General features: G+C 61.5%; 11 protein-coding genes. All 11 read left to right on the top strand.

The window, feature by feature from the left end; translation table 11 throughout:
- Positions 1–115 precede the first annotated feature (115 nt).
- The 11 genes from QCE58_RS10910 (at position 116) to phoR (ending at position 12328) form a co-directional block, all read left to right on the top strand.
- Positions 116–778: an RlmE family RNA methyltransferase gene (locus QCE58_RS10910; protein WP_008342044.1), complete on the top strand. Its 663-nt coding sequence runs from the start codon at positions 116–118 to the stop codon at positions 776–778.
- 185 nt (positions 779–963) lie between these two features.
- A complete protein-coding gene (gene ftsH, locus QCE58_RS10905; protein WP_008342043.1) occupies positions 964–2850 on the top strand; it encodes an ATP-dependent zinc metalloprotease FtsH in 1887 nt (628 codons plus the stop codon).
- Between the two features lie 209 nt (positions 2851–3059).
- On the top strand, positions 3060–3860 hold the full coding sequence (gene folP / locus QCE58_RS10900) for a dihydropteroate synthase (RefSeq protein WP_250521250.1): 801 nt from the start codon (positions 3060–3062) through the stop codon (positions 3858–3860).
- 113 nt (positions 3861–3973) lie between these two features.
- Positions 3974–5335 (top strand): phosphoglucosamine mutase, encoded by a 1362-nt coding sequence (gene glmM, locus QCE58_RS10895; protein WP_008342040.1) that lies wholly within the window; start codon positions 3974–3976, stop codon positions 5333–5335.
- Between the two features lie 221 nt (positions 5336–5556).
- Complete coding sequence (gene pstS / locus QCE58_RS10890; RefSeq protein ID WP_008342038.1) at positions 5557–6588, top strand: phosphate ABC transporter substrate-binding protein PstS; 1032 nt, start codon at positions 5557–5559, stop codon at positions 6586–6588.
- A gap of 126 nt (positions 6589–6714) precedes the next feature.
- A complete protein-coding gene (gene pstC / locus QCE58_RS10885; RefSeq protein WP_008342037.1) occupies positions 6715–7698 on the top strand; it encodes a phosphate ABC transporter permease PstC in 984 nt (327 codons plus the stop codon).
- Positions 7698–8585 carry a phosphate ABC transporter permease PstA gene (gene pstA / locus QCE58_RS10880; RefSeq protein WP_008342035.1) on the top strand — a complete coding sequence of 296 codons (888 nt, stop codon included), beginning with the start codon at positions 7698–7700 and terminating at the stop codon, positions 8583–8585. The genes pstC and pstA overlap by 1 nt, the downstream gene beginning before the upstream one ends.
- Before the next feature lie 15 nt (positions 8586–8600).
- Complete coding sequence (gene pstB / locus QCE58_RS10875) at positions 8601–9461, top strand: phosphate ABC transporter ATP-binding protein PstB (RefSeq protein ID WP_008342032.1); 861 nt, start codon at positions 8601–8603, stop codon at positions 9459–9461.
- Between the two features lie 38 nt (positions 9462–9499).
- Entirely contained in the window at positions 9500–10204 is a 705-nt protein-coding gene (gene phoU, locus QCE58_RS10870) for a phosphate signaling complex protein PhoU (RefSeq protein ID WP_008342031.1), read from the top strand.
- A 45-nt stretch (positions 10205–10249) separates the two neighbouring features.
- Positions 10250–10951, top strand: a complete 702-nt coding sequence (gene phoB / locus QCE58_RS10865; RefSeq protein WP_008342029.1) for a phosphate regulon transcriptional regulator PhoB — start codon at positions 10250–10252, stop codon at positions 10949–10951.
- Between the two features lie 63 nt (positions 10952–11014).
- On the top strand, positions 11015–12328 hold the full coding sequence (phoR, locus tag QCE58_RS10860; RefSeq protein WP_250521225.1) for a phosphate regulon sensor histidine kinase PhoR: 1314 nt from the start codon (positions 11015–11017) through the stop codon (positions 12326–12328).
- Positions 12329–13028 lie beyond the last annotated feature (700 nt).

The following is a 13028-nucleotide window of genomic DNA, read 5'->3' as shown; positions in this document are numbered from 1 at the left end:
GCGCGCCGAGGACCGGTCCGGCCGACAAGACGCGTATTATCCGCTAAAAGCCTCGCGCGATGCAGCAAAATACGCACCGGGCGTGCTGTCAGCGCGCCACATGAGCTCAGTTTGAATGGCAAAGAACCGTTTTAATCATTCGTGGTTGCATGACCACATCAACGATCCCTACGTAAAGATGGCGCAGCGCGAGGGCTATCGCGCGCGCGCCGCATACAAGCTGAAGGAGATCGACGAGCAGGACAAACTCATCAAGCCGGGTCAGGTCATCGTCGATCTCGGCTCGACGCCCGGCTCCTGGAGCCAGTACGCGCGCAACAAACTCGCGCAGGGCGCGAAGCGCGATGCCGAGCGCCAGGGCGGCATCGACGGCACGATCATCGCGCTGGATATTCTGCCGATGGAGCCGATTTCGGACGTCACGTTCATCCAGGGCGACTTTCGCGAGGACGAAGTGCTCGCGCAACTCGATGAAATCGTCGGCGAGCGTCAGGTGGACCTTGTAATCTCCGACATGGCCCCCAACCTCTCAGGCGTGGCGAGTGCGGATGCCGCGCGCATCGAGCATCTATGCGATCTGGCGCTGGAGTTCGCGCAGAACCATCTGAAACCGGAGGGTGCGCTGCTGGTCAAATGTTTTCACGGCAGCGGGTACAGCCAGATCGTTGAGAAGTTCAAGCAACAGTTCAAGGTGGTTGCGCCACGCAAGCCGAAAGCTTCTCGCGACAAATCGTCGGAGACTTTTATTCTCGGGCGGCGGCTCAAGCAACCGAACTGAACGGCCCGCTCGAGCGATTCGGCGAATTACGGCGATATTTTCGCGGAATATGCCGAAAAAAACCTCTCTGCCGCTATTTGTGCGGTAGTTAAACCTTATGGCAGGGGTTAGCGGTCTGGATTAGAATGCTTTGGTGGCGTCGCAAGGTTTATGTAGGCGCCCGTCTATGAGTGAGGAGTGGTGCTTTGAACAACAATATGTTCTCTAAAGCGGCAGTGTGGCTCGTGATCGCACTGGTGCTGTTTACGGTGTTCAAGCAGTTCGATAAGCCCCGCGTCCAGGAAGGTGTGTCCTATTCGCAGTTCATGGACGACGCGAAGAACGGCAAAGTCAAGAACGTCACCGTTCAGGGCCGCAATCTGACGGTCACTCCGAACGACGGCCAGAAGTACCAGATCGTGTCGCCCGGCGACATATGGATGGTCGGCGACTTGATGAAATACGGCGTTCAGGTCAGCGGCAAGGCTGACGATGAACCGAATGCGCTCGTCTCCGCGCTGTACTACCTCGGACCTACGATCCTAATCATCGGCTTCTGGTTCTACATGATGAGGCAGATGCAGGGAGGCGGCAAAGGCGGGGCGTTTTCGTTCGGGAAGTCGCGAGCGCGGCTGATCGACGAAAACAACAACGCAATCAATTTCACCGACGTCGCGGGTTGCGACGAAGCCAAGGAAGAAGTCTCGGAACTCGTGGACTTCCTGCGCGACCCGCAGAAATTCCAAAAGCTCGGCGGACGCATTCCGCGCGGCGTGCTGCTGGTCGGCCCGCCGGGAACCGGTAAGACGCTGCTGGCGCGCGCCATCGCGGGCGAAGCGAAAGTGCCGTTCTTCAGCATTTCGGGTTCGGACTTCGTCGAAATGTTCGTCGGCGTGGGCGCGGCTCGTGTGCGCGACATGTTCGAGCAGGCGAAGAAGCATGCGCCGTGTATCGTGTTCATCGACGAAATCGACGCGGTCGGCCGTCATCGCGGCGCCGGCATGGGCGGCGGCAACGACGAGCGCGAGCAGACGCTGAACCAGATGCTCGTCGAGATGGACGGCTTCGAGGCGAATTCCGGTGTGATCGTGATCGCGGCGACGAACCGTTCGGACGTGCTGGACAAGGCGCTGCTCCGTCCGGGCCGTTTCGACCGTCAGGTCTATGTCGGTCTGCCGGATATCCGCGGCCGCGAGCACATCATGAAGGTGCACCTGCGCAAGGTGCCTATCGCGAACGACGTCGATGCATCGGTCATCGCGCGCGGCACGCCGGGTTTCTCGGGCGCCGATCTCGCGAATCTCGTGAACGAGGCTGCGCTGTTCGCGGCGCGTCGCGGCAAGCGCATCGTCGAGATGCAGGATTTCGAGGACGCGAAGGACAAGATCTTCATGGGTCCGGAGCGCAAATCGGCTGTGATGCGCGAAGAAGAGCGTCGCAATACGGCGTACCACGAATCGGGTCACGCGGTGGTTGCGAAGCTGCTTCCGCATGCCGATCCGGTGCACAAGGTCACGATCATGCCGCGCGGCTGGGCGCTGGGCGTTACGTGGCAGTTGCCCGAGCATGACCGCGTGAACCTGTATCGCGACAAGATGCTGGAGGAAATCGCGATCCTGTTCGGTGGCCGCGCAGCGGAGGAAGTGTTCCTGAATTCGATGTCGACCGGTGCGTCGAACGACTTCGAGCGCGCAACGAAGATGGCGCGCGACATGGTGACGCGCTACGGCATGTCCGACGTGCTCGGCACGATGGTCTACGTCGATACGGAAGACAACGGCATGTTCGGCAAGATGGGCGCGAAGTCGGTGTCCGAAGCCACGCAGCAGAAGGTCGATGCGGAAATCCGCCGCATCCTCGACGAGCAATATGCGCTCGCCCGGAAGCTGCTGGAAGACAACCGCGACAAGGTCGAAGCGATGACCAAGGCGCTGCTCGAATGGGAAACCATCGACGCGGACCAGATTGGCGACATCATGTCGGATCGTCCGCCGCGTCCGCCGAAGAACATGCCGCCGCCGTCCGGCGACACGCCATCCGGTGGTAGCAGCGGCACCGAGGTCAAACCGGGCAACGCGCCGGCAACGGCCTGAGTTTCCTGCATGAGTTCATGGGCCGGTGTGCATAGCACGCCGGCCCATTTTCACTTTATGGCGTCCGTTTTTAATCAGGTGCTGAACGCGGCGCCGTCTCCGTCCCTCCGTTCCGTTCTATCCGCTTGGCCACTTCAACCCCATCCCCGATTTCAGCCGCGCCGCTCCAATGCGGACGCTTCACGCTGACCTTCGACCGCCCGCTCGTCATGGGCATTCTCAACGTTACGCCGGACTCGTTCTCCGATGGCGGCCGCTTCATTTCGCGCGACGCCGCACTGGCTCGCGCGGAGCAGATGCTCGCCGACGGCGCCGACATGATCGATATCGGCGGTGAATCCACGCGTCCCGGCGCGCCGCCCGTGCCGCTCGACGAGGAACTCGAGCGCGTGGTCCCGATAGTCGAGGCATTGCGCGCCGTTCGAGTGCCGCTTTCCGTCGACACGTACAAACCAGCCGTGATGCGCGCCGCGCTCGACGCCGGCGCGGACATGATCAACGACATCTGGGGCTTGCGTCAGGACGGCGCGATCGACGCCGTTAAGGGCAGCAACTGCGGACTTTGCGTGATGCACATGCTCGGCGAGCCGCGCACGATGCAGCTTCACGAGCCGGTGTACGAAGACGTCGTCGCCGACGTGCGCGCGTTCTTCGCGGAGCGCGTCGCCGCGCTCGGGCGCGCGGGCATTGCGACAGAGCGCATCAGTCTCGATCCGGGTTACGGCTTCGGCAAGACGGTCGAGCATAATTACGCGTTGCTCGCGCATCTCACGGACACGTCGCCCGCCGGGACGAACTTTCCGTTGCTCGCGGGCATGTCGCGCAAGTCGATGCTTGGCGCCGTCACCGGACGCGGCGCGGGCGAGCGGCTCGCGGCGAGCGTCGCCGCGGCGGTGTGCGCGGCAGAGCGGGGCGCGGCCATCATCCGCGTCCACGATGTCGCCGAAACCGTCGATGCGCTGAAAGTCTGGCAGGCAACAAAGAATGCTGCCGGGAATGGGCATTATTGACACTGGCCTCATTCATCAGCAATTTGGGCGCAGGCGCGCGCCGATAGAACTCATTAACTAAAATCGTGGACCGATACGATGCGCCGAACGGTCGCGAGGAGGGTCAAGCAACAATGGCACGTCAATATTTTGGAACCGACGGCATCCGCGGCCGCGTAGGCGTCGCGCCGATCACGCCGGATTTCGTACTCAAGCTCGGCTACGCGGCCGGAAAGGTGCTTGCGGGCGCCGACCGCGCACAGCAAAAGAAGGGCAATCGTCCGACGGTATTGATCGGCAAAGACACGCGCGTGTCGGGCTACATGCTCGAAGCCGCGCTGGAATCCGGCTTTTCGGCGGCGGGTGTCGACGTGATGCTGGCCGGCCCGATGCCGACGCCTGGCGTCGCCTATCTGACGCGGGCACTGCGGCTGTCGGCGGGCGTCGTGATCAGCGCGTCGCACAATCCGTACGACGACAACGGCATCAAATTTTTCTCCGCCGACGGCAACAAGCTGCCCGACGAAGTCGAACTGGAAATCGAGCGCCAGCTCGAGCAGCCGATGGAATGCGCGCCTTCCGAGCGCCTCGGTAAAGCCCGGCGTCTGGATGATGCAGGCGGACGCTACATCGAATTCTGCAAGAGCACCTTTCCCGCGAGTTTCGACTTGCGCGGTCTGAAGCTCGTCGTCGATTGCGCGCACGGCGCCGCATATGACGTCGCGCCGCACGTTTTCCATGAACTCGGCGCGGAAGTCGTGTCGATCGGCGTGTCGCCGAACGGCTTCAACATCAACGACGGCGTTGGCGCGACCGCCCCGGACGCGCTCGTGCGCGCGGTGGTCGAGCACAAGGCGGATATTGGCATCGCGCTCGACGGCGACGCGGACCGTCTGCAGGTCGTCGATTCGTCCGGCCGTCTCTATAACGGCGACGAATTGCTCTACGTGCTGGTCAAGGATCGCATCGCGACCGATGGCAAGGTGGAAGGCGCAGTCGGCACGCTGATGACCAACATGGCCGTCGAGGTGGCGCTGAAGGAGGCGGGCGTGCAGTTCGTGCGCGCGGCGGTCGGCGACCGCTACGTCCTCGAAAAATTGCGCGAGAACGGCTGGCTGCTGGGCGCGGAAGGCTCCGGCCACATCCTTTCGCTGGACCGTCACTCGACCGGCGACGGCATCGTCTCGGCGCTCCTCGTGCTAGCAGCGATCCAGCGCAGCGGCAAGTCGCTCGCCGATCTGCTTCGCGGCGTCAGCCTGTTCCCGCAAAAGCTCATCAACGTGCGGATGAGCGCGGGCGCGGACTGGAAAGGCAGCGCCGCGATTCGCCGCGCGGTCGAGCAAGCCGAGCAATCCCTCCAATCGCACGGCCGCGTCTTGATTCGCGCGTCGGGAACCGAACCGGTCTTGCGCGTGATGGTGGAAGCATCGGCGCAACAGGACGCGGTTCGATACGCGGAAACGATTGCGCAGGTCGTAAAGGACGCGACTTCGTAGGCGTTCACTGAAGTTCATCGCGTTTCGCTAAAAGCGGGCTTCGGCCCGCTTTTTTATTTGCGCCACGGGCTTGACGGATCGGCTGTGATCAAACTTTCAGCACGTAAGCGCATTGACATGCTGGCTTCACGATTAGTCATATTACTGTCACAGACTCCTCCTATATTTCGCGGTGTCGTCTACACGCTCACGCGACACACGCTCACTACTGGAGATTAAGAATGAAATTGATGCAAACCGCGCTGGCCGGCCTGATTGGTGCAGTGTTCGCCATCTCCGCTCAAGCAGCCGACATCACCGGCGCGGGTTCCACCTTTGCAGCGCCGATCTACACGAAGTGGGCGGACGCCTACCAGAAAACGGGCGGCGGCAAGGTGAACTACCAAGGCATCGGCTCGTCGGGCGGTATCAAGCAAATCATCGCGAAGACCGTGGATTTCGCGGGCTCGGACGCTCCGCTGAAAGACGACGAACTCGCGAAGAACGGCCTGTTCCAGTTCCCGACGGTCGTCGGCGGCGTGGTGCCGGTCATCAACGTGCCGGGCGTGAAAGCTGGCGAAGTGACGCTATCGGGCCAGGTGCTCGGCGACATCTACCTCGGCAAGATCAAGAAGTGGAACGACCCGGAAATCGCCGCGCTGAACCCGAAGGTCAAGCTGCCGGATACGGACATCGCGGTCGTGCGGCGCGCCGACGGCTCCGGCACGAGCTTCATCTGGACGAACTATCTGTCGAAGGTGAACACCGAGTGGAAGTCGAAGGTCGGCGAAGGTTCGACGGTCAACTGGCCGACGGGCACGGGCGGCAAGGGCAACGACGGCGTCGCGGCATTCGTGCAGCGTCTGCCGGGCGCGATCGGCTACGTCGAATGGGCGTACGCGAAGCAGAACAAGATGACCTACGTCGGCATGAAGAATTCGGCCGGCACGGTCGTCGAGCCGAAGACCGACACGTTCAAGGCAGCGGCAGCGGGCGCGGACTGGTCGAAGTCGTTCTATCAGATTCTGACGGACGAGCCGGGCAAGAACGCATGGCCGATCGTCGGCGCGACCTTCGTGCTGCTGCACGCGACGCAAGAGAAGCCGGCGCAGGGCACGGAAACGCTGAAATTCTTCGACTGGGCGTTCAAGAACGGCGGCCAGGCTGCGAACGATCTCGACTATATCTCGCTGCCGGATTCGGTCGTCGCCGAAATCAAGACGCAATGGAAGGCGAAGGTCAAGGACGCATCGGGCAAGGCGGTCGCGGAATAAGGGAAGCAAGCAGTCGTTTGAAACTGTCCTAAGCTTCTGATTCGCGGGACAGCAACGCAGCAAGGAAGCCGCGCGGCGAGCCAACGTTCGCCGCGCGGTCTGACACGTAGCGAAACCAAGGCTCCCATGTCGGACATCAACCTATCGTCGGCCGTGCCGGCGGCGCATACGCAGCGCGCGCCGAGCCGCATCGGCGACATCATTTTCGGCGGCGTGACGCGGCTTGCGGCTGTCATCACGCTGCTCCTGCTCGGCGGCATCATCGTTTCGCTGATCATCGCGTCGATGCCGACCATTCAGAAATTCGGCCTCTCGTTCCTCTGGCGTTCGGAATGGGATCCGCCCAGCGACTCGTTCGGGGCGCTCGTGCCCATCTACGGCACGATTGCGACGTCGATCATCGCGCTCATCATCGCGGTGCCGGTGAGCTTCGGCATCGCGCTCTTTCTGACCGAACTGTCGCCCGCGTGGCTGCGCCGTCCGCTCGGCGTCGCGATCGAACTTCTCGCGGCGATTCCGTCGATCGTCTACGGCATGTGGGGCCTGCTCGTGTTCGCGCCGATCTTCGCGCAATACTTCGAAAAGCCCCTCGGCAAGCTGCTCGGCGACGTGCCCCTGATCGGCATCTTCTTTCAAGGCGCGCCGATCGGCATCGGCATTCTGTGCGCCGGCGTGATTCTCGCGATCATGATCATTCCGTACATCGCATCCGTGATGCGCGACGTGTTCGAAGTAACGCCCGTGCTGCTGAAGGAATCGGCATACGGCATCGGCTGCACGACGTGGGAAGTCATGTGGAAGATCGTGCTGCCCTATACGCGCGCCGGCGTGATCGGCGGCGTCATGCTCGGCCTCGGCCGCGCGCTCGGCGAGACGATGGCTGTGACGTTCGTCATCGGCAATACGAACCTGCTCGACAACGTGTCGCTCTTCTCGCCCGGCAACAGCATCACCTCGGCGCTCGCGAACGAATTCGCGGAAGCGAGTCCGGGCCTGCATACGTCGGCGTTGATGGAGCTCGGTCTGATTCTTTTCGTCATCACGTTCTTCGTGCTCGCGCTCTCGAAGCTGATGCTTCTGCGCATGGAACGCGGGGAGGGCCGTAAATAATGAGCCGTCCCGCTACGTTCAACCAGGATTCGAGTCGCGTGGAAGCCACGCGTCAGAAGCTGCAGCGCCGCCGCCGCGGCACGAACGCGGTTGCGCTGACGCTCTCGCTCGCCGCGATGGCCTTCGGCCTCATCTGGCTCGTGTGGATTCTCTTCACGACGCTCAGGCTCGGCATCGGCGGGTTGTCGGTCGATCTGTTCACGCAATCGACGCCGCCGCCGAACACCGATGGCGGCGGTCTCGCCAACGCGATCGTCGGCTCGCTGATGCTCGTCGTGCTCGCAACGTTCGTCGGCACGCCGCTCGGCATTCTCGCGGGCGTCTACCTCGCGGAGTACGGCCAGAAGCGCTGGCTCGCGAGCGTCACGCGCTTCATCAACGACATCTTGCTGTCCGCGCCTTCGATCGTCGTCGGTCTCTTCGTGTATGCGATCGTCGTCGCGAAGATGGGCCGCTTCTCGGGCTGGGCCGGCGTGATCGCGTTGGCGCTGCTGCAGATTCCGATCGTGATCCGCACGACGGAAAACATGCTGAAGCTCGTGCCGAACGCATTGCGCGAAGCCGCGTTCGCACTCGGTACGCCCAAGTGGAAGATGGTGATGTCGATCACGCTGAAGGCGTCGGTGGGCGGCATCGTGACGGGCGTGTTGCTGGCGGTCGCGCGTATCGCCGGCGAAACCGCGCCGCTGCTTTTCACGGCGCTGTCGAATCAATTTTTCTCGTGGGACATGAACCAGCCGGTGGCCAATCTGCCGGTGACGATCTACAAGTTCGCGATGAGTCCGTTCCCGCAGTGGCAATCGCTCGCGTGGGCCGGTGTGTTCCTGATTACGCTCGGCGTGCTGGGTCTGAATATCCTGGCGCGCGCGATCTTCTCGAAGAAATAAGGGTGGAGTGATTCCATGAACATGGTCGAAAGCGGTGTCAACCACCAGGAAAAGCAGATCGAGCGCGGCCCGGTGCCGGGCAGCGTGCGCCCGACGCACAGTTCGCAGCCTGCCGATTCCATCAAGCCGAAGATCGAGGTGAACAACCTCAACTTCTTCTACAACAAGTATCACGCGCTGAAGAACATCAACCTGCGCATTCCCGAGAAGAAAGTGACGGCGTTCATCGGTCCGTCGGGCTGCGGCAAATCCACGCTTCTGCGCACGTTCAACAAGATGTATGCGCTTTATCCGGAGCAGCGCGCCGAAGGCGAAATCCTGATGGACGGCACGAATCTGCTCGACACGACGAAGGATATTTCGCTCCTGCGCGCGCGCGTGGGCATGGTGTTCCAGAAGCCGACGCCGTTCCCGATGTCGATCTACGACAACATCGCGTTCGGCGTGAAGATGTTCGAGCAACTGTCGCGCTCGGAAATGGATGACCGCGTCGAATGGGCGCTCACGAAAGCCGCGCTCTGGACCGAAGTAAAGGACAAGTTGCAGCAAAGCGGCTACGGTCTGTCGGGTGGCCAGCAGCAGCGTCTGTGCATCGCGCGCGGCATCGCGATTCGTCCGGAAGTGCTGCTGCTGGACGAACCTTGCTCGGCGCTCGACCCGATTTCGACGGGCCGTATCGAAGAGCTGATCGCCGAACTGAAAAGCGATTACACGGTCGTCATCGTCACGCACAACATGCAGCAGGCGGCGCGTTGTTCGGACTACACTGCCTATATGTATCTCGGTGAATTGATCGAGTTCGGCGACACCGAAAAGATCTTCATCAAGCCGGCCCGCAAGGAAACGGAAGACTACATCACGGGCCGCTTCGGCTGATCGTCAGCCAGGTGAAACAGAAGGCTTAAGGAGCATATATGTCCGATAAACATCTTTCGAGCCAGTTCGACGCCGACCTCAACGCGGTGTCGTCGAAAGTGCTGGAAATGGGCGGTCTGGTCGAGTCGCAGATCATCGCAGCGATGCAGGCGCTGAACGAATTCGACATCGGCATCGCGGATCAGGTGATCGCGGCCGAAGCGCGTCTGAACATGATGGAAGTCGAGATCGACGAAGAGTGCAGCAACATCATCGCGCGCCGTCAGCCGGCTGCGCGTGACTTGCGTCTGTTGATGGCGATCTCGAAGACGATCACGAATCTCGAACGCGCCGGCGACGAAGCGGAGAAGATCGCCAAGCGCGTGAAGCGCATCAACGAAGACGGCGCGGGCCGCACGGTGAACATCGCCGAGATCAAGCTGTCGGGCGAAATGGCGGTATCGATCCTGCGCCGCGCGCTCGATGCGTTCGCGCGTCTCGACACGGTTGCCGCCGCGCAGATCGTGCGCGACGACAAGGCCATCGACGAGGAATTCCGCGCCTTCGTGCGCAAGCTCGTGACGTACATGATGGAAGATCCGCGCACGATTTCGGCGGGCCTCGATTATCTGTTCATCGCAAAAGCGGTGGAGCGCATCGGCGATCACGCGAAGAACATCGCTGAGTTCATCATCTACATCGTCAAGGGCACCGACGTGCGGCATATTTCGCGCGATCAGCTCGAACGTGAGGCGCTGAGTTAATCGCGCGCAATCGTTTCATTTCAAGCAAAAGGTCAAGAGGTGCCGATGCCCAGCAGTATCCTCGTCGTCGAAGACGAACCCGCGATCTCCGAACTGATTTCGGTGAACCTTCAACATGCGGGACATTGCCCGATTCGTGCGTATAACGCGGAACAGGCGCAAAACCTGATCAGCGACGTGCTGCCCGATCTCGTGTTGCTCGACTGGATGTTGCCGGGCAAGTCGGGCATCGCGTTCGCGCGAGAGCTGCGCAACAACGAGCGCACGAAGCACATTCCGATCATCATGCTGACAGCGCGCGGCGACGAGCAGGACAAGGTGCTTGGCCTCGAAATCGGCGCGGACGATTACGTCACGAAGCCGTTCTCGCCGAAGGAACTGATGGCGCGCATCAAGGCGGTGTTGCGCCGGCGCGCGCCGCAGTTGACCGAAGACGTCGTCGCGATCAACGGGCTGCGTCTCGATCCGGCGACGCATCGCGTGGCGGCGAGTCATTCGGGCAACGACATCAAGCTCGATCTCGGTCCGACGGAATTTCGCCTGCTGCACTTTTTCATGACGCATCCTGAGCGCGTGCACAGCCGCACGCAATTGCTGGATCAGGTGTGGGGCGATCACGTGTTCGTCGAAGAGCGCACGGTCGATGTGCATATCAAGCGTCTGCGTGCTGCGCTCAAGCCGGCGGGTTGCGATGCTATGATCGAAACGGTGCGCGGCAGCGGATACCGGCTTGCGAAGAGCGCCTGAGTTCTGCTTCAACGTTATCCGCTTTAACTTGCCGCATCAACGTCACTCAGACTCACCGACAACATGAACATCATCTGGACGCGTGCGATCGTGTCCCTCGCGCTGCTCGCCGCGCTCTGCGCCGCGATCGGCGCATTCGCGGGCTTGCGCATCGCGCTTGCCTTCGCGGTGCTCATGCTCGTCGTGCAGGGCTTCTTCGTCACGTATCACATGCAGCGCCTCTGGCGTCTGCTCGAAGCGCCGGTCTACGGCGAGGTGCCGAGCGCCCTCGGCATCTGGGGCGAGATCTACTATCGCCTGCACAAGCTCGCGAAGCGCTGGCACGCGCAAGTGCGTCAGGTCGAGCAACAGCATGCGCGCTTCATTCAGGCGATCCAGGCGTCACCGAACGGCGTCGCGATGCTCGACGATCACGATCAGATCGAGTGGTGTAACGACATCGCCGAGAAGCACTTCGGTCTCGATGCGAAGCGCGACTTGCGCCAGCACATCACGCATCTCGTGCGCAATCCCGATTTCGTCCGCTATCTGAACGCGCACCACTACGAAGAGATGCTCGTGATGCGCGGCATGGGCGTGAATCGCAAATACACGGTTTCGGTGCAGGTGTTTCCGTACGGCGACAATCGCAAGCTGCTTCTGACGCAAGACATTACCGAACTGGAGCGCACGGATTCGATGCGCCGCGATTTCGTCGCCAATGTCTCGCATGAGTTGAAGACGCCGCTTACCGTGCTATCCGGCTTTCTCGAAACCATGCGTGAGTTGCCGCTCGATGAAGCCGATCGCATGCGTTATCTCGACATGATGGAGCAGCAGGCGTCGCGCATGCAGAACATCGTGCGCGATCTGCTCGTGCTCGCGAATCTCGAAGGCGACATGCGGCCGCCTGGCGATGAACTGCTGGATATGCGCGCCGTGCTGCGTCATTTGGAAGACGACGCGAACAATCTGTCGAACGGGCGCCATCGCATCACGTTTCATAGCGACGATGCGCTGACGGTTGCGGGCGTCGAGACCGAAGTGATGAGCGCGCTCGGCAATCTCGTGACCAACGCCGTGCGTTATACGCCTGATGGCGGGACCATCGAGGTGACGTGGCAGCGCATGAAGGATCGTGCGGTTTTCGCGGTGCGGGATACGGGGCTCGGGATTCCTGCGGAGCATATTCCGCGTTTGACGGAGCGGTTTTATCGAGTGGATCGGAGCCGGTCGCGGGATACGGGGGGGACAGGGCTTGGGCTTGCCATCGTCAAGCATGTGCTGCAACGGCACGGTGCAGAGCTCGACGTTAAAAGCGAAGTGGGGAAGGGGAGTATGTTTATCGTGAGGTTTCCAGGGTCGCGGACAGCGTTTAGGAAGTCGCTTGCGGCTTGAGTGAGTTCTGGTGATTGTCGCCGGATCCCGTTGTCGTGTCGGTCTTGTGCTTGTTTGCTTCCGCTTTCGTAGAATCCTGTTTTCGCGTCGGTCTATTAGCACTGCCCCTGTGCGGGGCGGCAGTCACTTTCTTTGCTGCTGCAAAGAAAGTAACCAAAGAAAGCAGCTACTGATACGCCCGCGGTCACACGCAATTTGGGTAGTTCTCTCGTCCATCGTGGGCTGCCTAAAGAGTGCCCTCATCACAATCACCGGGCTTGGCTCGCGCACGGTCTGCCGCCCGAAGGTGTTGAGGACACTGGTTCAGCACGAAATAGCATCGGCCCAGCGCTACGCGCTGCCGCCGGGTCTACAAGGGAAACCAACGATTCGCTGGCGCAACGCGATGGAAGCGTTAGCGAGAAAGCGCGCGCGGACCCGCTTCACCCGTCGGCCGCGAAGCGGGCTGGAGCTATTTGGTGCTGAACCAGTTGGCTGTGTGGTGCGATGTGGCAGACCGTGCGCGAGCCAAGCCCGGTGATCGTGATGAGGGCACTCGTTAGGCGAGTGCCACCTAGGACGAGAGGACTACCCAAATTGCGTGTGACCGCGGGCGTATCGGGAGCTGCTTTCTTTGGTTACTTGTATATTGAATCTGGCGTCCGGAAGCTGATCTCTCCCGTTCGCTCGAAGCGGTAGCCCGTTTGTGTTACATGGGCTC

Source organism: Caballeronia sp. LZ028 (genome assembly GCF_031451415.1).
Classification (GTDB): Bacteria; Pseudomonadota; Gammaproteobacteria; order Burkholderiales; family Burkholderiaceae; genus Caballeronia; species Caballeronia zhejiangensis.
This window is presented reverse-complemented; position numbering and strand designations above follow the sequence as displayed.

What these genes read in the sequence shown, in the direction of transcription:
- phoR (WP_250521225.1), top strand. Translation starts at nt 11,015, where the DNA reads ATGAACATCATCTGGACGCGTGCGATCGTGTCCCTCGCGCTGCTCGCC.
- pstA (WP_008342035.1), top strand. Translation starts at nt 7,698, where the DNA reads ATGAGCCGTCCCGCTACGTTCAACCAGGATTCGAGTCGCGTGGAAGCC.
- pstC (WP_008342037.1), top strand. Translation starts at nt 6,715, where the DNA reads ATGTCGGACATCAACCTATCGTCGGCCGTGCCGGCGGCGCATACGCAG.
- pstB (WP_008342032.1), top strand. Translation starts at nt 8,601, where the DNA reads ATGAACATGGTCGAAAGCGGTGTCAACCACCAGGAAAAGCAGATCGAG.
- phoB (WP_008342029.1), top strand. Translation starts at nt 10,250, where the DNA reads ATGCCCAGCAGTATCCTCGTCGTCGAAGACGAACCCGCGATCTCCGAA.
- pstS (WP_008342038.1), top strand. Translation starts at nt 5,557, where the DNA reads ATGAAATTGATGCAAACCGCGCTGGCCGGCCTGATTGGTGCAGTGTTC.
- folP (WP_250521250.1), top strand. Translation starts at nt 3,060, where the DNA reads ATGGGCATTCTCAACGTTACGCCGGACTCGTTCTCCGATGGCGGCCGC.
- glmM (WP_008342040.1), top strand. Translation starts at nt 3,974, where the DNA reads ATGGCACGTCAATATTTTGGAACCGACGGCATCCGCGGCCGCGTAGGC.
- QCE58_RS10910 (WP_008342044.1), top strand. Translation starts at nt 116, where the DNA reads ATGGCAAAGAACCGTTTTAATCATTCGTGGTTGCATGACCACATCAAC.
- phoU (WP_008342031.1), top strand. Translation starts at nt 9,500, where the DNA reads ATGTCCGATAAACATCTTTCGAGCCAGTTCGACGCCGACCTCAACGCG.